At 69.8% G+C, this 24,969-nt stretch carries 19 protein-coding genes; 6 read left to right on the forward strand and 13 right to left on the reverse strand.

What is annotated here, in order from left to right:
• The first annotated feature begins 55 nt into the window (after positions 1-55).
• The gene (locus ACIBCJ_RS19435) at positions 56-2,179 is read left to right on the forward strand and encodes a prolyl oligopeptidase family serine peptidase (RefSeq protein WP_365980021.1); all 2,124 of its coding nucleotides are present in this window, start codon (positions 56-58) and stop codon (positions 2,177-2,179) included.
• Positions 2,180-2,311: 132 nt separating this feature from the next.
• Here ACIBCJ_RS19435 and ACIBCJ_RS19440 read toward each other — a convergent pair whose 3' ends face one another.
• Genes ACIBCJ_RS19440 through ACIBCJ_RS19460 form a run of 5 tightly spaced genes read right to left on the reverse strand, consistent with a single transcriptional unit; the run spans position 2,312 to position 7,900 of the window.
• Complete coding sequence (locus ACIBCJ_RS19440; protein ID WP_362104688.1) at positions 2,312-3,370, reverse strand: dipeptide ABC transporter ATP-binding protein; 1,059 nt, start codon at positions 3,368-3,370, stop codon at positions 2,312-2,314.
• Positions 3,363-4,346: an ABC transporter ATP-binding protein gene (locus ACIBCJ_RS19445; RefSeq protein WP_362104691.1), complete on the reverse strand. Its 984-nt coding sequence runs from the start codon at positions 4,344-4,346 to the stop codon at positions 3,363-3,365. The genes ACIBCJ_RS19440 and ACIBCJ_RS19445 overlap by 8 nt, the downstream gene beginning before the upstream one ends.
• 9 nt (positions 4,347-4,355) lie before the next feature.
• A complete protein-coding gene (locus tag ACIBCJ_RS19450; protein ID WP_362104694.1) occupies positions 4,356-5,336 on the reverse strand; it encodes an ABC transporter permease in 981 nt (326 codons plus the stop codon).
• Positions 5,329-6,252 carry an ABC transporter permease gene (locus ACIBCJ_RS19455; protein ID WP_133887196.1) on the reverse strand — a complete coding sequence of 308 codons (924 nt, stop codon included), beginning with the start codon at positions 6,250-6,252 and terminating at the stop codon, positions 5,329-5,331. Before ACIBCJ_RS19455 ends, ACIBCJ_RS19450 begins: the two co-directional genes overlap by 8 nt.
• A gap of 13 nt (positions 6,253-6,265) precedes the next feature.
• Positions 6,266-7,900: an ABC transporter substrate-binding protein gene (locus ACIBCJ_RS19460; protein ID WP_365980022.1), complete on the reverse strand. Its 1,635-nt coding sequence runs from the start codon at positions 7,898-7,900 to the stop codon at positions 6,266-6,268.
• Between the two features lie 199 nt (positions 7,901-8,099).
• Between ACIBCJ_RS19460 and ACIBCJ_RS19465 the strand changes: the two genes are divergently transcribed.
• Positions 8,100-8,543, forward strand: coding sequence for a hypothetical protein (locus ACIBCJ_RS19465; RefSeq protein WP_365980023.1), 444 nt, complete (start codon positions 8,100-8,102; stop codon positions 8,541-8,543).
• Between the two features lie 68 nt (positions 8,544-8,611).
• Here the strand turns inward: ACIBCJ_RS19465 and ACIBCJ_RS19470 are convergent, their stop codons facing one another.
• The 7 genes from ACIBCJ_RS19470 to ACIBCJ_RS19500 form a co-directional block, all read right to left on the reverse strand.
• A complete protein-coding gene (locus ACIBCJ_RS19470) occupies positions 8,612-9,760 on the reverse strand; it encodes a dipeptide ABC transporter ATP-binding protein (protein ID WP_362104705.1) in 1,149 nt (382 codons plus the stop codon).
• On the reverse strand, positions 9,753-10,802 hold the full coding sequence (locus ACIBCJ_RS19475; protein WP_362104708.1) for an ABC transporter ATP-binding protein: 1,050 nt from the start codon (positions 10,800-10,802) through the stop codon (positions 9,753-9,755). Before ACIBCJ_RS19475 ends, ACIBCJ_RS19470 begins: the two co-directional genes overlap by 8 nt.
• Before the next feature lie 11 nt (positions 10,803-10,813).
• The gene (locus tag ACIBCJ_RS19480) at positions 10,814-11,776 is read right to left on the reverse strand and encodes an ABC transporter permease (protein ID WP_362104711.1); all 963 of its coding nucleotides are present in this window, start codon (positions 11,774-11,776) and stop codon (positions 10,814-10,816) included.
• The gene (locus ACIBCJ_RS19485) at positions 11,769-12,698 is read right to left on the reverse strand and encodes an ABC transporter permease (RefSeq protein WP_133887191.1); all 930 of its coding nucleotides are present in this window, start codon (positions 12,696-12,698) and stop codon (positions 11,769-11,771) included. The genes ACIBCJ_RS19480 and ACIBCJ_RS19485 overlap by 8 nt, the downstream gene beginning before the upstream one ends.
• Before the next feature lie 135 nt (positions 12,699-12,833).
• On the reverse strand, positions 12,834-14,450 hold the full coding sequence (locus tag ACIBCJ_RS19490) for an ABC transporter substrate-binding protein (protein ID WP_362104716.1): 1,617 nt from the start codon (positions 14,448-14,450) through the stop codon (positions 12,834-12,836).
• Positions 14,451-15,080: 630 nt separating this feature from the next.
• Entirely contained in the window at positions 15,081-16,997 is a 1,917-nt protein-coding gene (typA, locus tag ACIBCJ_RS19495) for a translational GTPase TypA (protein WP_362104719.1), read from the reverse strand.
• A gap of 132 nt (positions 16,998-17,129) precedes the next feature.
• Positions 17,130-19,376 carry an ABC transporter family substrate-binding protein gene (locus ACIBCJ_RS19500; RefSeq protein WP_365980024.1) on the reverse strand — a complete coding sequence of 749 codons (2,247 nt, stop codon included), beginning with the start codon at positions 19,374-19,376 and terminating at the stop codon, positions 17,130-17,132.
• 301 nt (positions 19,377-19,677) lie between these two features.
• On the opposite strand from ACIBCJ_RS19500, the gene ACIBCJ_RS19505 reads away from it, so the two are divergent.
• From ACIBCJ_RS19505 to ACIBCJ_RS19520, 4 genes are read left to right on the forward strand one after another with little or no spacing between them, the layout of a single operon-like run.
• Positions 19,678-19,968 carry a hypothetical protein gene (locus ACIBCJ_RS19505; protein WP_133887187.1) on the forward strand — a complete coding sequence of 97 codons (291 nt, stop codon included), beginning with the start codon at positions 19,678-19,680 and terminating at the stop codon, positions 19,966-19,968.
• A gap of 60 nt (positions 19,969-20,028) precedes the next feature.
• Positions 20,029-20,862 carry a hypothetical protein gene (locus ACIBCJ_RS19510; protein WP_362508998.1) on the forward strand — a complete coding sequence of 278 codons (834 nt, stop codon included), beginning with the start codon at positions 20,029-20,031 and terminating at the stop codon, positions 20,860-20,862.
• A gap of 26 nt (positions 20,863-20,888) precedes the next feature.
• A complete protein-coding gene (locus tag ACIBCJ_RS19515; protein WP_365980025.1) occupies positions 20,889-22,838 on the forward strand; it encodes a fumarate reductase/succinate dehydrogenase flavoprotein subunit in 1,950 nt (649 codons plus the stop codon).
• Positions 22,835-23,617, forward strand: a complete 783-nt coding sequence (locus ACIBCJ_RS19520; protein ID WP_365980026.1) for a succinate dehydrogenase/fumarate reductase iron-sulfur subunit — start codon at positions 22,835-22,837, stop codon at positions 23,615-23,617. Before ACIBCJ_RS19515 ends, ACIBCJ_RS19520 begins: the two co-directional genes overlap by 4 nt.
• Here ACIBCJ_RS19520 and ACIBCJ_RS19525 read toward each other — a convergent pair.
• Entirely contained in the window at positions 23,614-24,843 is a 1,230-nt protein-coding gene (locus ACIBCJ_RS19525) for a glycosyl hydrolase family 18 protein (protein WP_365980027.1), read from the reverse strand. The two genes, ACIBCJ_RS19520 and ACIBCJ_RS19525, sit on opposite strands and share 4 nt — an antisense overlap.
• Positions 24,844-24,969: the final 126 nt, after the last annotated feature.

The following is a 24,969-nucleotide window of genomic DNA, read 5'->3' on the forward strand; positions in this document are numbered from 1 at the left end:
CGCATCTCTCGGCGCACGGCCGCACAAGGGGGCGCATGGCCAATATGGTCAAGGCATGACGACCGAGTCCGACTCCTTCCCCAAACTGCACGCGCGCACCCAGCGGTTCACGCTCGGCGCGCCGCGTTCGTTCACCGTGGCACCCGACGGTTCACGGGTCGCCTTCCTGCGCTCCGGCACCGGCACGGACCGGGCCAACGCCCTGTGGATCCTCGACGTCGAGCAGGGCGAGGAGCGCGTCGCCGCCGACCCGCGCGCCCTGCTGGACGGCGCCGAGGAGCACCTGTCGCCCGAGGAGCGGGCGCGGCGCGAGCGCAGCCGCGAGGGCGGCGCCGGCATCGTCGGCTACGCCACCGACGCGGCGGTCGAGCTGGCCTCCTTCGCGCTGTCGGGGCGGTTGTTCGCGGCCGAGCTGCGGATCGGCACCGCGCGCGAACTCCCCACCCCGGGGCCCGTGATCGACCCCCGTCCCTCCCCCGACGGCCGGCACATCGCCTACGTCGCCCAGGGCGCGCTGCGGGTCGTGGGCGCCGAGGGCGACGGGGACCGGGCGCTGGCCGAGGCGGACGGCGAGGGCGTCACGTACGGGCTCGCCGAGTTCGTGGCGGCCGAGGAGATGGCGCGCAACCGCGGCTTCTGGTGGAGCCCCGAGTCGGACCGGCTGCTGGTGGCGCGGGTGGACGACACGCCGGTGCAGCGCTGGTGGATCTCCGACCCGGCCCACCCCGGACGTGACCCACAACACGTGCCGTATCCGGCGGCGGGCACGCCCAACGCGGACGTACGCCTGTTCGTCGTCGGTCTCGACGGGGGGCGCACGGAGGTTCTCTGGGACCGGGCCCGGTATCCGTATCTGGCGCGAGTGCACTGGTCAGCGGCGGGTGCGCCGCTGCTTCTCGTACAGGCGCGCGACCAGCGCAGCCAGCTGTTCCTGGCGGTCGACGCCGGGTCCGGCACGACCCGCATGGTGCACGCCGACGAAGATCCAACTTGGCTGGAACTCTTCCCCGGCGTGCCCTGCTGGAGCCCCTCGGGGCACCTGGTGCGGATCGCCGACGAGGGTGGCGCACGGGTCCTCGCGGTAGGTGAACGCCCGCTCACCGGAGCCCAGTTGCACCTGCGGGCGGTGCTGGACGTCGGCGCCGACGACGTGCTGGTCTCCGCCTCGGCGGGCGAGGAGGCGGCCGAGCCGGAGATCGGCGAGGTGCACGTGTACCGGGTGAACGAACTCGGCATGGAGCGCGTGTCGCAGGAGCCCGGCGTGCACTCGGCGGTGCGCGCGGGGGGCGTGACCGTACTCGTCTCCGCGACGCTCGACCGGCCGGGGGCGCGGGTGCGGGTGCTGCGGGACGGGAAGCCGGCGGGGACCATCGCCTCGTACGCGGAAGACCCCGGTTTGTCCCCGCGCGTGACGCTCACCCTGGGGGGCGCACGACGTGTCCCGTGCGCCGTGCTTATGCCAACGGACTACCACGGTGACACCCCCCTCCCCGTGCTCCTCGACCCCTACGGTGGCCCGCACGGCCAGCGTGTCGTGGCCGCGCACAACGCCCACCTCACCTCGCAGTGGTTCGCGGACCAGGGGTTCGCGGTGGTCGTCGCCGACGGGCGGGGCACTCCGGGACGCTCGCCCGCCTGGGAGAAGGCCGTCAAGGACGACCTGGCCGCGGTCGTCCTCCAGGACCAGGTGGACACCCTCCAGGCCCTCGCCGCCGACTTCCCGCTGGACCTGGACCGCGTCGCCATCCGGGGGTGGTCCTTCGGCGGGTACCTGGCCGCCCTCGCGGCGCTGCGCCGGCCGGACGTCTTCCACGCCGCGGTCGTCGGCGCCCCGGTTACCGACCTCAGGCTCTACGACACCCACTACCAGGAGCGGTATCTCGGCGACCCCGGTGAGCAGCCGGACGTCTACCGCCGCAACTCGCTGATCGACGACGCCGGACTGGTCGACGCCGTCGAGCCGCACCGGCCCATGATGGTCATCCACGGCCTCGCGGACGACAACGTGGTGGTCGCCCACTCGCTGCGCCTGTCCTCGGCCCTGCTGGCGGCCGGCCGGCCGCACGAGGTGCTGCCGCTGTCCGGCGTCACGCACATGACCCCGCAGGAGTCCGTCGCCGAGAACCTGCTGCTGCTCCAGGTGGAGTTCCTCAAGCGGTCGCTGCCCTCACCGGCGTGACGCCTGCCGCGTCACCCGCGTGCCGACGCCTTTGACACGCGGGTAACCGCACCGAAGCGGCCCCGACACACGGCCGCGCGACGCTGATGCGCGTACGGCCGTGCGGGTGCCGTAAGCGGGCCGGGGACCATGTCACTCCGGCCCGCTGCCCTCGCCCTCGGGCGGCACCACCCGCTTCTCCTCCGCGAAGTGGCACGCCGAGTCGTGGGCCGCGGGCCCGGAGACCGAGCGGAACTCGGCGGGGACGGCCAGGGCGGGCACCTCCAGCGCGCACCGCTCCCGGGCCTTCCAGCAGCGGGTGCGGAAGCGGCAGCCGGAGGGGATGTTCGTCGGGGACGGGACGTCGCCGGCCAGGATGATCCGCTCGCGGTGCTCCCGGGCCTCCGGGTCGGGCACCGGCACCGCGGACAGCAGCGCCTGGGTGTAGGGGTGCGTGGGGTGGTCGTAGATCTCCGCGTCCCGGCCCGTCTCCACGATGCGGCCCAGGTACATCACGCCGACCCGGTCCGAGATGTGCCGCACGATCGACAGGTCGTGGGCGATGAAGATGTAGGAGAGGTCGAACTCGTCCTGGAGGCGGCCCATCAGGTTGATCACCTGGGCCTGCACGGAGACGTCGAGGGCGGAGACCGGCTCGTCGGCGACGATGATCTCCGGGCGCAGCGCGAGGCCGCGCGCGATGCCGATGCGCTGACGCTGGCCGCCGGAGAACTGGTGGGGGTAGCGGTTGATGTACTCCGGGTTGAGGCCGACCACGTCGAGCAGTTGCTGCACGCGCCCCCGGCGGTCGCCCTTGGGGGCCACCTCGGGGTGGATGTCGTACGCCTCCCCGATGATGTCGCCCACCGTCATGCGGGGGTTGAGGGAGGTGTAGGGGTCCTGGAAGACCATCTGGATGTTGCGGCGCACGGATTTGAGCGCCCGGCCCGACAGGCGGGTGATGTCCTCGCCCTTGTAGCGGATCTCGCCGGCCGTCGGCCGTTCCAGGTTGACCAGCATCTTGGCGACCGTGGACTTGCCGCAGCCGGACTCGCCGACGATGCCGAGGGTCTCGCCGCGGGCCAGTTCGAAGTCCACGCCGTCGACGGCCTTCACCGCGCCGACCTGCTTCTTGAAGAGGATGCCCGAGGTCAGCGGGTAGTGCTTGACGAGGCCGCGGACCTCCAGGAGCGGCTCGGTGGTCTCAGCCATGCAGGCACTCCCTCCAGAAGTGGCAGGCGCTGCCCCGCTCGGCGTCGGACTCCGTGACGTCGTACAGCGGCGGTACGTCGGTGCGGCAGACGTCCTGGGCCATCGGGCAGCGGGGGTGGAAGGCGCAGCCGGGCGGGATGCGGGTGAGGTTGGGCGGCAGGCCCTTGATGGCGTACAGCTCCTGGCCCTTCTGGTCCAGGCGCGGGATCGACTCCAGCAGACCGCGGGTGTACGGGTGGGCCGGGGCCTTGTAGATGTCGTGGACCGGGGCTGTCTCCACGATCCGGCCCGCGTACATGACGGCGATCTTGTCGGCGACGTCGGCGACCACGCCGAGGTCGTGGGTGATGAGGATCAGGCCCATGTGCAGCTCGCGCTGGAGTTCCGCGAGCAGGTCCATGACCTGGGCCTGGACGGTGACGTCGAGGGCGGTGGTCGGTTCGTCGGCGATGATCAGCTTGGGCTCCAGGGCCATCGCCATGGCGATCATGATGCGCTGGCGCATGCCGCCGGAGAACTGGTGCGGGTACTGCCGTACCCGCTCCCTGGCGGCCGGGATGCGGACCCGGTCCATCAGCTCGACGGCCTTGGCGTGGGCGTCCTTGCGGGACATGCCGCGGTGCACGGTGAACATCTCGGCGAGCTGGGCACCGACGGTCAGGACGGGGTTCAGCGAGGACAGGGCGTCCTGGAAGATCATCGCCATCTCGGCGCCGCGGACCTTCCGGCGTTCCTGCTCCTTCAGTTTCAGCAGGTCCCGGCCCTCGAAGAGGATCTCCCCCGCGGTGATCCGGCCCGGCGGGACGTCGAGGATGCCCATGACGGTCTGCGCGGTGACGGACTTGCCGGAGCCGGACTCGCCGAGCACCGCGAGGGTCTCGCCCGCGTCCACGCCGTAGCTGACGCCGTTGACGGCCTTGGCGACGCCGTCGCGGGTGTGGAACTCCACGTGCAGGTCGCGCACTTCGAGCAGCATGGCGACGGCTCACCTCAGCTTCGGGTCGAGGGCGTCGCGCACCGCGTCGCCGAGCATGATGAACGCGAGGACGGTGATGGCGAGGGCTCCGGAGGGCCACAGCAGCGCGTGCGGGGCGTTGCGTACGTAGGGGGCGGCGGAGGAGATGTCGATGCCCCAGGAGACGCTGGGCGGCTTGAGGCCGACGCCGAGGAAGGACAGGGTCGCCTCCAGCGAGATGTAGGTGCCGAGCGCGATGGTCGCCACGACGATGACCGGGGCTACGGCGTTCGGCGCGATGTGCCGCAGCAGGAGCCGGGAGTTGGAGGCGCCCAGCGCCCGCGCCGCCTGCACGTAGTCGTTCTGCTTGGCGGTGATGACGGAGCCGCGGGCGATGCGGGAGATCTGCGGCCAGCCGAGCAGCACGATGAAGCCGATGACCGGCCAGATGGTGTTGCTGGTGATGACGGAGAGCAGGACGAGACCGCCGAGGACGACCGGGATCGCGAAGAAGATGTCGGTGATCCTCGACAGCACCGCGTCCCCGCCGCCGCCGAAGAACCCGGCGAGGCCGCCGAGGACACTGCCGAGGACGGCGACGCCGAGCGTGGCGAGGATGCCGACCGCGACCGAGGTGCGGGCGCCGTAGACGGTACGGGTGTAGACGTCGCAGCCCTGGCCGTTGAAGCCGAAGGGGTGGCCGGGCTGGGAGCCCTCCTGGGCCTTGGCCAGGTCGCACTTGAGGGGGTTGCCGGAGGCGATCAGGGACGGCCAGATGGAGATCACGACGAGGAAGAGGATCACCAGCGCCGAGATGATGAAGACGGGGTTGCGGCGCAGGTCGTGCCAGGCGTCGGACCACAGGCTGCGGGGCTTGTCGCGCGGGTCGGCCCCGTCCGGTCCCGGCGGCTGCTCCAGCGTGACCGCCTCGCTGGCGCCGAGGTCCATCGTGCCGCCCATGCCGGTGCCGGCGATGGCACGCTCGGGCTCGTAGGGCTCCTGGTCAGGCATAGCGGATCCTCGGGTCGAGTACGGCGTACAGGAGGTCGACGACGAGGTTGGCGACGAGGAAGACGAGGACCAGGACGGTGACGAAGCCGACCACGGTCTGGGTGTTCTGGCGCAGGATGCCCTGGTAGAGCTGGTAGCCGACGCCGTGGATGTTGAAGATCCGCTCGGTGACGATGGCGCCGCCCATCAGGGCGCCGATGTCGGTGCCGATGAAGGTGACGACGGGGATGAGGGAGTTGCGCAGCAGGTGCCGGGTGATGACCCGGTGGCGGGGCAGGCCCTTGGCGATGGCGGTGCGGACGTAGTCGGAGCGCCGGTTCTCCGCGATCGAGGTCCGGGTCAGCCGGGTGACGTAGGCCAGCGAGACGGAGGCGAGGACCAGGCCGGGGACGATCAGCTCGCCGAAGAGCGCCTCGGAGGAGACGGCCGGGTCGATCCAGCCCCACTTGACGCCGAGCAGCAGCTGGAGCAGCAGGCCGGTCACGAAGGTGGGGACGGAGATGACGACGAGGGTCAGCAGCAGCACCCCGGTGTCGACGGGGCGGCCGCGGCGCAGACCGGTGACGACGCCGAGGACGATGCCGACGACGATCTCGAAGAGGATCGCGACGATCGTCAGCCGGATGGTGACCGGGAACGCGGTGCCCATCAGCTCGGTGACCGGCTGGCCGTTGAAGGCGGTGCCGAAGTCGCCGGTGAAGACGTTGCCCATGTAGGTGAGGTACTGCCGCCACACGGGCTGGTCGAGGCCGAACTCGTGCCGTAGCTGCGCGGCCGTGGCGGGGTCGCACTCCCGGTCGCCGCACAGGCCCGCGATGGGGTCGCCCATCACGTTGACCATCAGGAAGATCAGCAGCGTGGCCCCGATGAAGACCGGGATCATCTGGAGCAGCCGCCGGACGACGTAGCGTCCCATGGAGACCGCCTCCTCAGCCGACCTTGATCTCGTTGTAGACCGGCACGCTGAACGGGTTGAGCTCCACGTCGGAGAGCCGGTCCGAGTAGCCCGCGCTGCCGTTCTGGTACCAGAGGGGGATGGCCGCCATGTTGTCCCGGACGACCTCCTCGGCCTGCTGGAAGGTCTTCACCGCCTCGGCGGTGTCGGTCTGGCCGTTGGCCTTGTCGACGAGCCCGTCGAACTCCTCGTTGGACCACTTGCCGTCGTTGGACGAGGCGTTGGTGTAGTAGAGCGGCTGGAGGAAGTTCTGGATGAGCGGGTAGTCCATCTGCCAGCCGGCGCGGAAGGGACCGCTCATCTTCTTCCCGGTGATCTGGTTGCGGAAGTCGGCGAAGGTGCCGACCGGGTTGCCGGCGCAGGCGCGGTCGTTGTCCAGGGCGTTGTTGATGGAGTTGCAGACCGCGTCGACCCACTGCTTGTGGGAGCCGGTGTCGGCGTTGTAGGTGATCTTGACCTGGCCGCCGGGCAGCCCGCCGCCCTCCTTGACCAGCTTCCTGGCCTCCTCGGCGTTGTACTCGCAGGCGTCGCCGCACAGACCCGGCTTGTAGCCGCCCTCCTCGCCGAGGACCGGTGAGGTCCAGTCGGTGGCCGGGGTGCGGGTCTGCTGGAAGATCGTGTCGGTGATCTGCTTGCGGTCGATCGCCATGGACAGGCCCTTGCGCACCTTCTCGGACCCGGACTTGTTCCAGTCGTCGTCGTAGAACGGGAAGGCGAGGGTCTGGATGATGCCGGCGGGGGTGTTGATGTACCGGTCGCCTAGGTCGTTCTTGACGTTCTTGAGCTGGGAGGCCGGGACGTCGTCGACGAGGTCGAGGTTGCCCGCGATCAGGTCGGTGTAGGCGGTGTTGTTGTCGGTGTAGACCTTGAGGTCGACGCCGCCGTTCTGCGCCTTGTCGTTGCCCGGGTAGTCGTCCCACTTGCGCAGGGACATCTGGGAGCCCCGGGTGTAGTTGTCGACCTGGTAGGGGCCGTTGCCGACCGGCTTCTTCAGCCAGGCGTCGTGGTCGTCGAAGAACGCCTTGGGCAGCGGTGCGAAGGCGTTGTAGCCGAGGGTGTCGGGGAAGCTGGAGAACTTCTGGCCGAGCTTGACGGTGAAGGTGAGGGGGCCGGTCACCTTCAGACCGGAGAGCGTGTCGGCGCTCTGCCCGCCGCTCTCGGGGTGCACCTTGTCGTAGCCGTCGATGTAGGCGAAGAAGTAGGCGTTGCGCTGGTTGTTCTTCAGGCTCGCGCCGTAGTTCCAGGCGTCCACGAAGGACTGGGCGGTGACCTTCTCGCCGTTGCTGAAGGTCCAGCCGTCCTTGACGGTGATGGTGTAGTTCTGCGAGTCGGTGGTGTCGATCTTCTCGGCGAGCATGTCCTTGGCCTCGCCGGTCTTCGGGTCGTACTTCTTCAGCCCTCGGAAGATCATGTCGAGGACCTTGCCGCCCTGCACCTCGTTGGTGTTGGCCGGCTCCAGCGGGTTCTGCGGGTCGCCCCAGGAGGAGCTGAGCACCCCGCCGCCGTCCCCGCCGCCGTAGCCGTCCCCGCCCCCGCCGCCGCAGGCCGATGCCGCGAGCACCACCGCCGCCGCACAGGCGACCCTTCCGGCGTGCGTGACTCCGCGCATGGAGTGCCTCCTCGTGGCCTGACTCGTCCGCTGATCGGTTCCGTCCAGGCTCGGGGTGGTCCGCCCGGTGGCGCACACCCGACCGGTCCATACGGGTTGCGGGTGTCCTCCGGACGGGTGCTGAAGGCGCACGGGCACGGAGGGAGGACGGCGGCGGCCTCGCCCCCGGGTGTCAGTGCCCCCTGACAGGATCACCGGCATGACACCGCTGCTTCTCACCGACATCGAGCAGGCCGTCCGCGCCAGTTGGAGTGCCGAGACGTGCACCCCCGAGTACCGGTCGCGCTGGACCGGGGACAATCCGGCCCGGGACCAGTGCGGGGTGACCGCCATGGTGCTCAACGACCTGCTGGGAGGCGAGCTGATCCGGGGAGAGGTCCACGTCGGCGGAGAGCGGGTGGACTACCACTGGTGGAACCGCCTGGGCATGGGCGTCGAGATCGACCTCACCCGCGAGCAGTTCGGGCCCCGGGAGACCGTCGTCGGAGGCGTCGTCGTGCCCCGCCCGGCCGAGATACGCAGGCTGCGCGAGGAGTACGAGCTGCTGCGCGACCGCGTCCTGGACCGGCTCGGCACGCGGCGGCCGGCGGCCCCCGCCGCCGCGCCCCGTCCTGCGGTCCGGACCGTGCGGCCCGGGGCCTGAACGGGAAGAGCCGGTTCCCGGTCACCCCGTGCGGGGTGCCGGGAACCGGCTCGTGCCGTCAGGTGCGGTCAGGCCGCGTGGACGACGTCCTTCTCCTCGGCGAAGTGGCAGGCCGACTCGTGGGCCGCGGGAGTGTCCGAGGTCTTGAAGCGCTCGGGCACCGCCAGCAGCGGGACCTCTTCGGCGCACTTGTCCTGGGCCTTCCAGCAACGCGTGCGGAAGCGGCAGCCCGAGGGCGGATTGGCCGGGGACGGCACGTCGCCGGTGAGGATGATCCGCTCACGGCCCTCGCGGGCGTCCGGGTCGGGGACCGGGACCGCCGACAGCAGCGCCTGGGTGTAGGGGTGCGTCGGGTGGTCGTAGATCTGCGTGTCCGTGCCGATCTCGGCCATCTTGCCGAGGTACATCACGCCCACGCGGTCCGAGATGTGCCGGACGATCGACAGGTCGTGCGCGATGAAGAGGTAGGACAGGTTGAACTCGTCCTGCAGCTTCCCCATCAGGTTGATGACCTGTGCCTGGACGGACACGTCCAGCGCGGAGACCGGCTCGTCGCAGATGATGATCTCGGGGTTGAGGGCCAGGCCGCGGGCGATGCCGATGCGCTGGCGCTGACCGCCCGAGAACTGGTGCGGGTAGCGGTTGATGTACTCGGGGTTGAGACCGACCACGTCCAGGAGCTCCTGGACCTTGCGGCGCCGGTCGCCCTTCGGTGCCACCTCCGGGTGGATCTCGAAGGTCTCCCCGATGATGTCGCCCACCGTCATGCGGGGGTTGAGCGAGGTGTACGGGTCCTGGAACACCATCTGGATGTTCCGCCGGACCGCCTTCAGCGCCCGCCCGGACAGCTTGGTGATGTCCTGGCCCTTGTAGAAGACCTCGCCCGCGGTCGCCTTCTCCAGCATCATCAGGAGCTTGGCGACCGTGGACTTGCCGCAGCCGGACTCGCCGACGATGCCGAGCGTCTCGCCCTGGTAGAGGTCGAAGGAGATCCCGTCCACGGCCTTGACCGCACCGACCTGGCGCTTGAACAGGATGCCCTGGGTCAGCGGGAAGTGCTTCACCAGGTTGCGCACCTGGAGGATCGGCTCGCCCCGGTCGACGGGCGCGTCGACCGCGGCCACCGCCTCTTCCTCCGTGGCGGCGTCGACCGTCTCCACGTCGGTGACGTTGGGGGTGGCGTCCATGGACTCGTCCGACTTCCTCAGCTCAGCCATGGATCGTCTCCTTCCAGAAGTGGCACGCGCTGCCGCGGCCGGCCAGCTCGCCGCCGTCCCGCTCGGTGACGGGGAACAGCGGCGGGATGTCCGTACGGCAGATGTCCCGTGCCTGCGGGCACCGCGGGTTGAAGGCGCAGCCCGACGGGACACGCGTCAGGTTGGGCGGCAGTCCCTTGATCGCGTACAGCTCCTGGCCCTTCTGGTCCAGGCGCGGGATCGAGTCGAGCAGCCCCCTGGTGTAGGGGTGCGCCGGCCGCTTGTACAGCTCGTGCACGGGCGCGGTCTCCACGATCCGCCCCGCGTACATGACCGCGATCTTGTCCGCGACGTCGGCGACGACGCCGAGGTCGTGGGTGATCAGGATCAGACCCATGTGGTACTCGCGCTGGAGCTCCGCGAGCAGGTCCATGACCTGGGCCTGGACGGTCACGTCGAGGGCGGTGGTGGGCTCGTCGGCGATGATCAGGTCCGGCTCCAGGGCGAGCGCCATCGCGATCATGATGCGCTGGCGCATACCGCCCGAGAACTGGTGCGGGTAGTCGTTGACCCGGGCCGCGGCGGCCGGGATCTTCACCCGGTCCATCAGCTCGATCGACTTCGCCTTGGCGGCCTTCTTGGACATGCCCTGGTGGACGCGGAACATCTCGCCGAGCTGGTAGCCCACGGAGAGCACCGGGTTCAGCGAGGACAGCGCGTCCTGGAAGATCATCGCGATCTTGTTGCCGCGGATCTTCCGGCGCTCCTCGCCGGACATCTTCAGCATGTCCTGGCCGCGGAAGAAGATCTCTCCCTTGGGGATGCGGCCGGGCGGCATGTCGAGGATGCCCATGATCGCCTGCGCGGTGACGGACTTGCCGGAGCCGGACTCGCCGAGCACGGCGAGCGTCTCGCCCGCGCCGACGGAGTAGTTGACGCCGTTGACGGCCTTGGCGACCCCGTCGCGGGTGCTGAATTCCACGTGCAGGTCGCGGACCTCGAGCAGCGGTTGGCCCGTGCCCTGCGGCCCGAAACTCTCGGCCGTTTCATCGATGATGGTCACGTACGCCTCCCTCAGCGCAGCTTGGGGTCGAGGGCGTTGCGTACCGCATCGCCGAACATGAGGAACGAAAGCACCGTGATCGAGACCATCACCGACGGAACGATCAGGGTGTGGGGGGCGATACGGAGCTGCTCCCGTCCGCGCGCCACGTCGCCACCCCAGGATACGGCCGAGTCGCCGAGGCCCACGCCCAGGAAGGACAGGGTGGCTTCGGCCGCGATGTAGCCGCCGAGTGCGATGGTCGCCACGACGATGATGGGCGCGACCGCGTTGGGCAGGATGTGCCGGAACAGGATCCGGGACGTCGAGGCACCGAGCGCCTTGGCGGCCACCACGTAGTCCGCCTGCTTGATGGTGATCACCGCGCCGCGGGCGACGCGGGCGATCTGGGTCCAGCCGAGGAAGGCGAGGGCCATGATGACGACCCAGACGGTGCGGTCGTCGAAGGAGTTGAGGATCACCAGGGCGCCGAGCAGGAACGGGATGCCGAGGAAGATGTCGGTCAGCCGCGAGAGCAGGGTGTCGGTCCACCCGCCGAAGTAGCCGGCGATCATGCCGATGATCGTGCCGACGACGGTGACGGCGACGGTGACACCCACACCGACGGTGATCGAGGCGCGGGCGCCGTAGACGACACGGGCGTAGATCGAGCGGCCCTGGACGTCGTAACCGAGCCAGTCCCCGGCGAAGACGTGTCCCCAGTTGGGCTTGCCCAGGTAGTGCTTGGCCAGGTCGGCGTGGTTCGGCGACGTGTCGGTGAACAGTCCCGGCCAGGCCGACATCACCAGCAGGAACACGATGAGCACGGCCGACACCAGGAACAGCGGATTGCGCCGCAGGTCGTGCCAGGCGTCGGACCACAGGCTGCGCGGCTTCTCGGGCGCCGGGCCCGCGTCGGTCACGATGACGCCGGCGGTGCTCGCGGTGTCGCCGGGCAGGGCGTCGACCCTGGGCTCGATGGTCTTGTCAGGCATACCGGATCCTCGGGTCCAGGACCGCGTAAAGCAGGTCGACGATCAAACTCGCGGCGAGGTAGATGAGCACCATCAGCGAGGCGATGCCCACGACCGTGGCGCCTTCACGCCGGGTGAGCGCCTCGTAGATCTCGACACCGATACCGCGCACGTTGAAGATGCCCTCGGTCACGATGGCGCCGGTCATCAGGCTGCCGAGCTCGATGCCGAGGAAGGTGACCACGGGGATCAGCGAGTTGCGCAGCAGGTGGACGCCGATGACCCGGCGGCGCGGCAGCCCCTTGGCGATGGCGGTGCGCATGTAGTCGGAACGGAGGTTCTCCGCGATCGACGTGCGGGTCAGTCTCGCCACGTAGGCGAGGGACAGCGACCCCAGCACGATGGCGGGAAGCGCGAGTTGGCCGAAGTTCGTCGAGTCGGTCACGGTCGGCGTGGTGACGGACCACTTGAACGCGAGCAGGTACTGCAGCAGGAAGCCCAGCACGAAGGACGGCATCGAGACCAGGACCAGCGTCAGCGTCAGCAGTCCGCGGTCCCGCAGCGTGTCGGGGCGCAGGCCGGCGATGACGCCGAGGGAGATGCCCACGACCGTGACGAAGGTGAAGGCGAAGATCGTCAGCCGGATCGTCACCGGGAAGGCGTCGGCGATGACGTCGCTGATGGGCCTCTGGCTGGCGATCTGGGTACCGAAGTCACCCTGGAACAGCCCGGTCATGTAGTGGACGTACTGCTGCAGCAGCGGCTGGTCCAGACCGAGGTCCTTCTTGATGCTCGCGACCACCGTCGGGTCGTACGCCTGATCCCCCATCATCGCCCGGACGGGGTCGCCGGGCAGGGCGTACATCATACAAAAGATGATCAAGGTTGACCCGATGAAGACCGGGATCATCTGGAGCAGTCGTCGTGCGACATAGCGCCCCATAGGTGCCTCCGTGAGGGGTTAACGCAGGCGAGGGGGCCGCCTCTGCGTGACGAGGACGGCCCCCCACACCTCCCACCGCTGTCTGAGCGGCGGCGGCGGACTTACGGCCGAGTTGGAAGAGCCCTGCGGCCCCTCTTACTTGGTGGTGACGGCCCACACTTCGAGGTCACCGTGGAAGTCGACCTCGACGTTGTCGACGTTCTTGCCGTGGCCGCCGTTGATCCGGTAGTACCAGAGCGGGATCGCCGGCATGTGCTCGACCAGTTTCTTCTCGACCTCCTGGAAGTCCTTCACGGACTCCTCGAGGGAATTGGCCTGGTCGGCCTTGTTCATCAGACCGTCGATCTCCTTGTTGGAGAAGCGGCCGTTGTTGGCCTCGGCGGTGGTGTGGTACAGCTCCTTCATGAAGTTGGCGTTCACCGGGTAGTCGGCCACCCAGCCACCGCGGTACATGCCCTTGACCTGGTCGTTGTCACGGGCCTCGAGGTCCGTCGCGAAGTCCGGCTTGGGGTCGCCCGCGCAGTTCACGCCGGTGGCGTTGCGGATGGACTCGCAGACCGCGGTCACCCACTCCTTGTGCCCACCGTCGGTGTTGTACTGGATGGTGAACTTGTTGCCCGGGACGCCGCCACCCTCCTTGATGAGCTGCTTGGCCTTCGCCGGGTTGTACGTGAACACGTCGGTGTCCAGGTCCTGGTAACCCTTGACGCCGGGCGGGGTGAAGCCCTTGGCCGGCGTGCGGGTGTTGTTCAGGACGGTCTTGGTGATCGTGTCGCGGTCGATCGCCATCGACAGACCCTGGAGGACCTTCGGGTCGATGTCCTTGAAGGTCTTGGAGTAGAACGCGGGGGTCAGCGTCTGGATGGCCGCGTACGGCTGCTCGATGGCGCCGTCGCCCAGGTCCTGCTTGTACTTCGGCAGGTCCGTCGGGCCGACCTGGCGGATCATGTCCAGGTTGCCGGAGACGACGTCCTTGTAGGCGGCCTCGAGCGTCGTGTAGGCCTTGAACTGGACGCCCTTGTTCTTCGCCTTGTTCGGGCCCTTGTAGTCGTCGTAGGCCTTGACCTGGATGAGCTTCTTGTGGTCCCACTTCTCGAACGTGTAGGGACCGTTGCCGACCGGCTTCTGGCCGAACGCCTTCGGGTCGTCGTAGAAGACCTTGGGCAGCGGGGCCCACGTCGCGTAGCCCAGCTTGTAGTTGAAGTACGGCATCTTGTACTTCAGCTCGATGGTGAAGGTGTGGTCGTCCACGGCCTTCAGGCCGGACATGGTGTCGGCCTTCGGGTCACCCTTCTCCGGGTGGACGTCGTCGTAGCCCTTGATGTCCTGGAACCAGAAGGAGTTCTGCTGGTTGTTCTTGATGTTGGCGTACCAGTTCCAGGCGTCGATGTACGACTTGGAGGTGACGTCTTCTCCGTTGTGGAACTTCCAGCCGTCCTTGAGCTTGACCGTCCAGGTCTTGGAGTCCTGGGTGGTCACCGACTCGGCGTTCGTGTAAACGATGTCGCCCTTGGCGTCGAAGTCCAGGAGCTGCGTGAACAGGGACTGGATGACGTACGAGCCGTTGGACTCGTTGGTGTCGGCCGGGATCAGCGGCTTCTGCGGCTCGCCGACGTCGATCGAGACGTACCCGGCGGGGCCGGAACCCTTGCTCTTGCCCTCGCTGTCACCGTCGCTGCCACCACAGGCAGTAGCGGCCAGCGCGACGACTATCGCACCCGCGACCCACTTGGCGCTCTTGGCACCGCGCATGGGTTCCTCCTCATGAGTCCATTGGTTCACCGCAAAGAGGAGCACATGCCATCTCGCCGTCCACTGCCCGTCGCCGGTGTCGGAGATTGTCAGGTGCCCCCACGCTCGTGAGTCGGCGCCGTCAGCGCGTGACCCGTTAGTCCGAGCTCTACGCGCCTAACTATCTGCCATGTTCAGGGGAACGAACCACAGGTTCGAGGTCTCGGTTCGATCACAGATAGAGGCCAGATCTTTCAAAATCCGGACAAAGGGTTTGGTGCGAGATCGCTGCGAAACGGACTTGTTACACATCTAACGGAGGTCACTGTCCGTATAACGGACGTCCGGAACTCGAAAATTGATTGCGCGTAAGGTCTGCCGGAGTGCAAGCTGACCCGCAGGTATGTCTCGCGCCAAGCCCACCCGTCGAATCCGGCCGATCGGCTCCCGGTGCCGGGGGCCCGCCGGCATTCCGGGCGAGGTGTTTGCGCGCAGATTAGTGCGGTCCCGGCCGCTCTGCGAAGCCGCACCGGGAAATCGAGGGTTTTCCCTACCCCCGCACCGGCCCCACGACGAACGGCACCGCCCACCACAGGATGCGTGGTGGGCGGTGCCGTTCGTCGGTGCGCCGGCGTGCGGCGCGACCGGCCGTCAGCCGTGCTTGGCGCGGCTCGCGGCGCGGGCGCGCTCGCGGGCGTCCAGGTTCACCTTGCGGATGCGGACGGCCTCCGGGGTCACCTCGACGCACTCGTCGTCACGGCAGAACTCCAGCGACTGCTCCAGCGAGAGCTTGCGCGGCGGGACGATCGCCTCGAACGAGTCGGCCGAGGACGACCGCATGTTCGTGAGCTTCTTCTCCTTGGTGATGTTCACGTCCATGTCGTCGGCGCGGGAGTTCTCGCCGACGATCATGCCCTCGTACACCTCCGTGCCGGGGTCCGTGAAGAGCACGCCGCGCTCCTGGAGGTTCGTCATCGCGAACGCGGTGACGGCGCCGGAGCGGTCGGCGACCAGCGAGCCGTTGTTCCGGGTCGTGAGGGTGCCGAACCAGGGCTCGTGGCCCTCGTGGATGGAGTGGGCGATGCCGGTGCCGCGGGTCTGGGTCAGGAACTCCGTCCGGAATCCGATCAGGCCGCGCGAGGGCACCACGAACTCCATGCGGACCCAGCCCGAGCCGTGGTTGGACATGTTGTCCATCCGGCCCTTGCGCACGCCCATGAGCTGCGTGACCGCGCCCATGTGCTCCTCGGGCACGTCGATCGTCATGCGCTCGACGGGCTCGTACGTCTTGCCCTCGACCTCCTTGGTGACCACCTGCGGCTTGCCGATGGTCAGCTCGAAGCCCTCGCGGCGCATCTGCTCGACCAGGATGGCCAGCGCCAGCTCACCACGGCCCTGCACCTCCCAGGCGTCCGGGCGCTCGGTGTCCAGGACGCGGAGCGAGACGTTGCCGATCAGCTCGCGGTCCAGCCGGTCCTTGACCTGGCGGGCGGTGACCTTGCGGTCCTTGACGACCGCCTTGTTGTCGGCGCCCTTGCCGGTGGCGCCGCGGCCGACCAGCGGGGAGGTGTTGGTGCCGATGGTCATGGAGATCGCGGGCTCGTCCACCGTGATCAGCGGCAGCGGGACCGGGTTCTCCACGTCGGCCAGGGTCTCGCCGATCATGATGTCCGGGATGCCGGCGACCGCGCAGATGTCACCGGGGCCGGCCTTCTCGGCGGGCTTGCGGGTGAGCGCCTCGGTCATCATCAGCTCGGAGATCCGCACGTTCTGCACGGACCCGTCGCGCTTCATCCAGGCGACGGTCTGGCCCTTCTTCAGCTCGCCCTGGTGCACGCGCAGCAGCGCGATGCGGCCGAGGAAGTTGTCGGCGTCCAGGTTGGTCACGTGCGCCTGGAGCGGGGCCTCGGCGTCGTAGGTCGGCGCCGGGATGTAGTCCAGGATCGTCGAGAAGAACGGCTCCAGGCTGGTGGAGTCGGTCGGGACCGTGCCGTCCTCGGGCTTGGTCAGGGAGGCGACGCCGTCCCGGCCGCACGCGTAGACGATCGGGAACTCGATCTGCTCCTCGTCGGCGTCCAGGTCGAGGAAGAGGTCGTACGTCTCGTTGACGACCTCGTCGATCCGGGCGTCCGGGCGGTCCGTCTTGTTGATGCACAGGATGATCGGCAGCCGCTGGGAGAGCGCCTTGCGCAGCACGAAGCGGGTCTGCGGCAGCGGGCCCTCGGAGGCGTCCACGAGCAGCACGACACCGTCGACCATCGACAGACCGCGCTCGACCTCGCCGCCGAAGTCGGCGTGGCCGGGGGTGTCGATGATGTTGATCGTGATCGGGTCCCCGCCGTCCTTCGGGTGATACTTCACCGCGGTGTTCTTGGCGAGGATCGTGATGCCCTTCTCACGCTCCAGGTCGTTCGAGTCCATCATGCGGTCGTCGACACCTTCGAGCTGGTGCGCGGCGAAGGCGCCGGCCTGCTTGAGCATGCCGTCGACGATCGTGGTCTTGCCGTGGTCGACATGGGCAACGATGGCGACGTTGCGGATGTCGTGACGCGTTGTGGACGCGGTCATATGAGGCGTACTCCCGGAGGGTGTGATGACGGCCCTCGCGGACGTCCGTGTCACGCGGGCCTGCCGGGCGGTACATGCCACGGCCTCACCCAATGGTACGGGGCTCCGGGGACTGCGGCTTGCCGGGAGGGGTCAGGACGACGGCGAGGACGTCGACGGGGCGGTGGGGCGGGAGCCCTGGGCGCCCTTCTTCAGGAAGCCCATGTCCTCGTAGACCGGCGTCCGGAAGCCGAAGGCTCCCGCGTTGGCGAGGGTCTTGCGGGCCGCCGTCAGCTGGGGGCGCTGGTAGAGCGGGACGGAGCCGGCCGCCGCCCAGATCCGCGAGTCGGCCTTGCGCAGCAGGTCCCGGGCCTCCTTCTGGTCCAGGGTCGCCATGGCCCGGTCGAACAGCTGGTCCACCTGGTCGGTGCCGACCCGGGTGTAGTTCTGCGCGACGTTCAGGGAGCCGTCGGCGGCGGGGACGGGCTTGGCGTAGATGGGGCGGGCGTCGGTGGCGGGGAAGGCGGAGGCGGGCCAGGAGTAGAGCGCCAGGTCGTACTCGCCGGCCGCGATGTGGTCCTTGAAGTAGCTCTCGTCCGGCACCTTGGTGATGTCGGTGCCGATGCCGATCTCCTTCAGCATGTCCGTGACGTGGTCGGCCACGGTGCGCAGCGTCTCGGAGCCGGGGCCGGAGGGGAGCACGAAGCGCAGGGTGAGCGCCTTGCCGTCCTTGGCCAGCGGGGCCGCCGCCGAGCCGGCCGGGGCCGCGGTGCCCTTGGGGGCGTAGGCGCCGGGCGCGCCGCCCTGCGCGGTGTTCTTGCCGCTGCTGTCCTCGTCGCCGCCCGCCCGGTCGCCGTCGTCGCCGCTCTTGTCGTCCTCGCCGACGATGTACGTGCCGTCGTCGCCGTCGCCGGAGGTCTCCGCGTCGGTGCCTTCGCCGTCCTGGTCGCTCTTCTCGCTCTTGTCCTTCTTCTCCTGCTCGGCGCCGGCCGCTTCCTCGCCGTCCTCGGCCTTCTTCAGCGGCCCGCCGGGGACCCAGCCGGCGTCCGCGAGCAGCGCCCGGGCCTCCTTGGCGTTCTGCTCGCCCAGTGCGCCGCTGCCGTCGGCGTAGGCGGGCTGGCCGGACAGGGCGAGGTGGCTGCCCACCGGCTCGGCGGGCAGGCCGAGCGGCTTCAGCACCGCCTCGGCCAGCTTCCCGCGGTCCAGGGCACGGGCGACGGCCCTGCGGACGCGTTCGTCTGCGAGGGGGCCGTCGGAGCCGTTCAGGGCGAGCTGGGTGTAGGCGGGCTCCAGCGACTTGCGGACCTCGAAGCCGCTCAGCGCCTTCTGCCGGCGCAGCGCCTTCGCCTCGGCCTCGCGCCGTTCCTCGCGGGCGAGGACCTCCTCCTCGGCGGCCTCCTCGTCGGAGCCGTTGGCCACGGCCCAGGAGCGCAGCTCCTGAGCGGCGGACCTGCCCTGCGGGCCGGCGGCCGGGGAGCCCTCGGGGCCCATCAGCGGGGTACCGGTGGCCGGGCCGGGGGGCGCGGCGGCCACGGCGACCTCGTCGGCGCTCTCCGGGTCGATCTCCGCGAGGTCGAGCTCGCCGGCGACCAGCTCGGAGACCCGCTCGTCGCGGGGCACGGCGCGCAGCACGATCTCGTCCAGCTTCGCGGGCGCGCCCCACCAGCGCGGGTTGCCGGTGAGGACGACCCGGTCGCCCTTGGTGTCGACCTTCTTGACCGCGAAGGGCCCGGCGGTGACCTTGAGCGTCCGCCGCGCACCGTCGTTGAAGGCGTCTGGGGTGCCCATGACGTCCTTCGGGTACAGGGGCGTGAACAGGGCCTTCCAGTCGGCGTAGGGGCGGCTGAAGGTGACCTTGACCTCCAGGTCGTTCGCCCCGCGCTCGATCTTCTCGATGCGGTCGTAGCCGGCGTTGCGGGCGGTCCAGTAGGCGCTGTCCTTTCCGGACAGGGCCCGCCACTGGGCGGCGAAGTCCGCGGCGCCGATCTCCCGGCCGTCGCTCCAGACGGCCTGCTGGTTCAGCTTGTAGACGACGACCTGCTTGGGCTCGGTGTCGACGACCTCGGCCGACTCCAGGTAGTCGGGGTTGCGCACCGGGCTGCCGGCCTCGTCCAGCGTGTACATCGAGGGCAGCACCGCCTGCGCGACGCGGGACGTGGTGGCGTCGGCGTCCGACTGGAAGGCGTTCAGCGTGTCCGGGACGGAGTCCACGGCCCAGCGCAGGGTGCCGCCGTCGGAGACCTTGGCGCGCGCCGCGGCGGCGACGTCCTGTCCGGCGAGCGGCTTGCTCGCCGGGCCGTCGGAGGTGCAGCCGGCCAGCGCGGGGACCGCGAGGACACCCGCGGTGAGGAAGGCGACCGAACGCATGACCGCGCGCGGTGCGACGCCGACGTGGGACATCTGTGCTACCTCCGGAAGGCCGCGTTTGCGGTATTTGCCGTATTCAGGTTGATCATTTGTATCCGGACGGGGATGCGGCCACTGAAGGGGAAACGGTTCGGCGACGCTGGGAGACACGGCGGCAACGGTGCGTAAGCTCACCCGGCCGGCCCAACGCCACCCGCCGTGCACCGACGCGCCCCGGCCAATCGCGGCACATCCCTTCCCAGCGACAGGTGTGACGCGCGACACTCTCAGGCGCATGAGCGTGAGACCCCGCCCGGCCGCTCCCTGCCGTGTCCGACGGAAGTGAGGTCACGTCTTGTCCGTGCACGACGATCTGTCATCGGTGCAGCGCTGCCTCGACGAACTGTCCCGGACGGTGACCCGGCTGGAACAGCAGCTGGGCAGCGGCGGCCTGGAGGTCCGCCGGGTCCGTACCGACGCCGACCACCTGCGCGAGAGCCTCGCGCTGCTCCGGGCGGCCGCCGCCGCGCCGGGCGCGCCGAGGCGCCCCGACCTCGTCTCGATCCCCGACACGCCGTACGACGGCTCGCTGTGGACGGACTCGGACGACGAGGGCCTCGGCGCCCGCGACCGCCGCGCCCCGTAGGGCCCGCTCCGCGACCCGAGACAGGCCCTCCACCCCGACCCGACCGACCGGAGCCGCCCAGTGGCCACTGGTACCGAACCGCCAGCCACCGAAGACCGTCCGCCGGGCGGCGTCCACACCCCGACGCGGGCCGCGATCCGCGCCCCGCACCTGCGCACCGACCGCTGGTGGCTGGCACCGGCCGCCACCGCGGCGGGCCTGCTGGCCTTCGTCGTCTACTCGACCTGGCGGGCCTTCGCGAACGCCGACTACTACGCGGCCCCGTACGTCTCGCCCTTCTACTCCCCGTGCCTGGCGGAGAACTGCGAGCCGATGCGCTCCGGGCCCAACTGGGGCCTCTTCGGCACCTGGTGGGGCATCTCCCCGGCGATCATCATCCTGATCTTCCCGCTCGGCTTCCGCCTGACCTGCTACTACTACCGCAAGGCCTACTACCGGGGCTTCTGGGCGTCCCCGCCGGCCTGCGCGGTGGCCGAACCGCACAAGAAGTACACCGGCGAGACCCGCTTCCCGCTGATCCTCCAGAACGTCCACCGGTACTTCTTCTACGCGGCGCTCCTGGTCGCGGGCATCCTCACCTACGACACCGTGCTCGCCTTCCGCGACGAGCACTACGGGTGGGGCCACATGGGTCTCGGCACCCTGGTGTTCCTGGCCAACATCGTGCTGATCTGGGCGTACACCGTCTCCTGCCACTCCTGCCGGCACATCGTGGGCGGCAAGCTCAAGCACTTCTCCCGGCACCCCGTGCGCTACCGGATGTGGCAGCTGGTCGGCAGGCTCAACGCCCGGCACATGCAGCTCGCCTGGGCGTCGCTGCTGAGCGTGGCGCTCGCCGACTTCTACGTGTACCTGGTGGCGTCCGGCGTCTTCGACGATCCGCGCTTCTTCTGACGAGTCCCGATGAGTGAGGCCTTCTGATGTCCGTGGTCGACCGGCAGGAGTGGGACGTCGTCGTGGTGGGCGCGGGCGGCGCCGGACTGCGCGCCGCCATCGAGGCCCGCGAGCGGGGCGCCCGTACGGCCGTGATCTGCAAGTCGTTGTTCGGCAAGGCGCACACCGTGATGGCGGAAGGCGGCATCGCCGCCTCCATGGGCAACGTCAACTCCGGCGACAACTGGCAGGTCCACTTCCGCGACACCATGCGCGGCGGCAAGTTCCTCAACCAGTGGCGGATGGCCGAGCTGCACGCCCAGGAGGCTCCGCAGCGGGTGTGGGAGCTGGAGACCTGGGGCGCGCTGTTCGACCGCACGGAGGACGGCCGGATCTCGCAGCGCAACTTCGGCGGCCACGAGTACCCGCGCCTCGCCCACGTCGGCGACCGTACGGGTCTTGAGCTGATCCGCACCCTCCAGCAGAAGATCGTCTCGCTCCAGCAGGGGGACTTCCGCGAGACCGGGGACCACGAGTCCCGGCTGAAGGTCTTCCAGGAGTGCACGGTCACCCGTGTCCTCAAGGACGGCCGGACGGTCTCGGGCGTCTTCGGCTACGAGCGCGAGAGCGGCCGCTTCTTCGTCCTGGAGGCTCCCTCGGTGGTGATCGCCACCGGCGGCATCGGCAAGTCCTTCAAGGTGACGTCCAACTCCTGGGAGTACACCGGCGACGGGCACGCCCTGGCACTGCTGGCCGGGGCGCCGCTGCTCAACATGGAGTTCGTGCAGTTCCACCCGACGGGCATGGTCTGGCCACCGTCGGTGAAGGGCATCCTGGTCACCGAGTCGGTGCGCGGCGACGGCGGGGTGCTGCGGAACTCCGAGGGCAAGCGGTTCATGTTCGACTACGTCCCCGACGTCTTCAAGGAGAAGTACGCCGAGTCGGAGGAGGAGGGCGACCGCTGGTACGACGACCCGGACCACAACCGGCGCCCGCCCGAGCTGCTCCCCCGCGACGAGGTGGCCCGCGCGATCAACGCCGAGGTGAAGGAGGGCCGTGGCTCTCCGCACGGCGGGGTCTTCCTTGACGTGTCGACCCGGATGTCCGCCGAGGTGATCCGGCGGCGGCTGCCCTCCATGTACCACCAGTTCAAGGAGCTGGCCGACGTCGACATCACGGCGGAGGCCATGGAGGTCGGGCCCACCTGCCACTACGTGATGGGCGGTGTCGCCGTCGACTCCGACACGGCCGCCGCCCGCGGGGTGCCGGGGCTGTACGCGGCGGGCGAGGTGGCCGGCGGCATGCACGGCTCCAACCGGCTGGGCGGCAACTCGCTGTCCGACCTGCTGGTGTTCGGGCGCCGGGCCGGGCGGTACGCGGCCGAGTACGCGGCGGGGCGGCCGGACGGGGGCACGCGGGCCCGGGTGGACGACGCGCAGGTGGACGCCGCCGCGGCGGAGGCGCTGCGGCCGTTCTCCGCCGAGACGCACGAGCCGGACGCCGGGCCGCCGGAGAATCCGTACACCCTCCACCAGGAACTCCAGCAGACGATGAACGACCTGGTCGGCATCATCCGCCGCGAGGCGGAGATGAAGCAGGCCTTGGAGAAGCTGGCGGAGCTGCGGGTGCGCGCCCGCCGGGCCGGGGTGGAGGGGCACCGGCAGTTCAACCCCGGCTGGCACCTCGCCCTGGACCTGCGGAACATGCTGCTGGTCAGCGAGTGCGTGGCCCGGGCGGCGCTGGAGCGCACCGAGTCGCGCGGCGGACACACCCGCGAGGACCACCCGTCGATGGAGCGGCGCTGGCGCCCGGTCAACCTGCTCTGCTCGCTGGCCGGCCCGGCGGACGAACTCGCGGCGGCGGCCCCGGAGCGCGGCCGGATCGACCTGGAGCGGCAGCCCACCGAGCCGATCCGGCCCGACCTGCTCGCCCTGTTCGACAAGGAGGAGCTGGTGAAGTACCTCGCCGACGACGAACTGGAGGGCCGGTCCGAATGAGCGGCTACGAGGCCCGCTTCAAGGTGTGGCGCGGTGACGTGGAGGGCGGCGGCCTCCAGGACTTCACGGTCGAGGTGAACGAGGGCGAGGTGGTCCTGGACATCGTCCACCGCCTCCAGGCCACCCAGGCCCCCGACCTCGCGGTGCGCTGGAACTGCAAGGCGGGCAAGTGCGGTTCGTGCTCGGCGGAGGTCAACGGGCGGCCGCGGCTGCTGTGCATGACCCGCATGTCCGTCTTCACCCGCGAGGAGACCGTCACCGTCACGCCGCTGCGTGCCTTCCCGGTGGTCCGGGACCTGGTCACGGACGTCGGCTTCAACTACACCAAGGCCCGCGAGGTCCCGGCCTTCGTACCGCCCGCCGACCTCGGTCCCGGCGAGTACCGGATGATGCAGGAGGACGTGGACCGCTCGCAGGAGTTCCGCAAGTGCATCGAGTGCTTCCTGTGCCAGGACACCTGCCACGTGGTGCGCGACCACGAGGAGAACAAGCCCGCCTTCGCGGGCCCGCGCTTCCTCATGCGCGTCGCCGAGCTGGACATGCACCCGCTGGACGCCGCCGGTGACACCGGCCTTGACCGCTCCCGCGCCGCCCAGGACGACCATGGCCTCGGCTACTGCAACATCACCAAGTGCTGCACCGAGGTCTGTCCCGAGGGGATCAGGATCACGGACAACGCGCTGATCCCGCTGAAGGAACGGGCCGTGGACCGCAAGTACGACCCGCTGGTGTGGCTGGGGTCGAAGATCGGGCGCCGCCGGTCCCCGGACGGGTCCTAGCGCACCCAGCCGTCCCGGTACGACGTCCAGTCCTCCTCGGTCGCCGCGAAGTCGATGTACGCGGCGACGCCGAACCGCTCCCGGTCGGCGTCCGTGCGGGACAGGCCGAGGCGGACGCCGCGCACGGCGGCGGCCACGGTCTCCGCGTGGTTCCAGTGGCCGAAACGGTTCTCGTGGTAGAAGGGCAGGCCCATCAGGAGGTGGGTCGTCGGCGGGGTGGCCTCCAGGGCCAGTGCGGTCTGCTGGGCGACGTACCCGCCGTACAGGCTCTCCAGCGGCTGCATCGTGTCGTACGACATCACGGCGACCTGGTCGACGCGGCGGGCGACCTGCCCGAAGAACGCCTGGGACCACCACTTGGGGTGCCCGGCGACCGTGCCCCAGAAGGAGTGGAAGCCCGGCAGCGGGTCGATCTGGTGGGCGGCGACGGAGAGCTGTGCGTCGCGGGCGCGGGTGACGGCGCGGACGTCGTCCAGGAGGGAGAGGTAGTTCCGGTCGCCCGAGTGCAGGGGCTCCAGGTCGAGGTGGACGCCGTCGTAGCCCACGTCCAGCACCTGACGGGCCGAGTCGACGACGGCGGCGCGGGTGGCGGCCCTCTCCAGGCGCATGCCGTCGGGGCTCTCGGTGGCGAGCACGTCGCCGAGGTAGGCCTGAACCCGGACGCCGGGCAACTGCCTGTGCACGGCGTCGATCAGCCAGTGAGCCCTGGGGTACAGGGATTTCGGCAGTGTGCCGTCGTGTTCCATCGGGCCGGTGTGGACGTACAGGTCGCGGATGCCGGTCGTCCTGACGCGGCGGGCGAAGGCGGCGAGGTCCGCGTCGGTCTTGCGGCCGTCGACCCAGGCGTGGCCGAGCCAGATCGCGTCGCGGTTCCTGGTGTACGTGCCGTCGGCGGGGTCGCCCATGTAGGTGACCCGGAGGGCGGCCTCGGCGGTGAGGAGGGGGACGAGGAGGACGAGGAGGACGGTCAGGGCGATGCGGCGGGTGCGGCGAAGCCGCTTCTTCTTTTTCGTTGCCCCACCCGCGCCGCCCGTGCGGCTTTCGTCGTCGGGGGCGGGTGGCCCCGGCTCGGGCTGATCGCCGTCGGCGGCAGCCGGGCCGGTCTCCGGTTCCGCTGCCGGACCGGTCTTCCGTTCCGCAGCCGGGCCGGTCCCCGGCTGCGCTGCCGGATCGGCTTTCCCCGGCTCGGCCGCCGCATGGGCTTTCCCCGGCTCCGTGTCCTCCACGGTGTCCCCTCCCTGTGGCCCGTCCCGGTCGCGTCCGCCGTGCGCCGCGCTTACGCTCCGAGCGTGTTGCCAGCGGGGACGAGTCGAACCGGTGTTCCGGTTGCGGTCAGGGGTGCGCGGTGATGA

This window comes from Streptomyces sp. NPDC051136 (assembly GCF_044455745.1).
Lineage (GTDB): Bacteria > Actinomycetota > Actinomycetes > Streptomycetales > Streptomycetaceae > Streptomyces.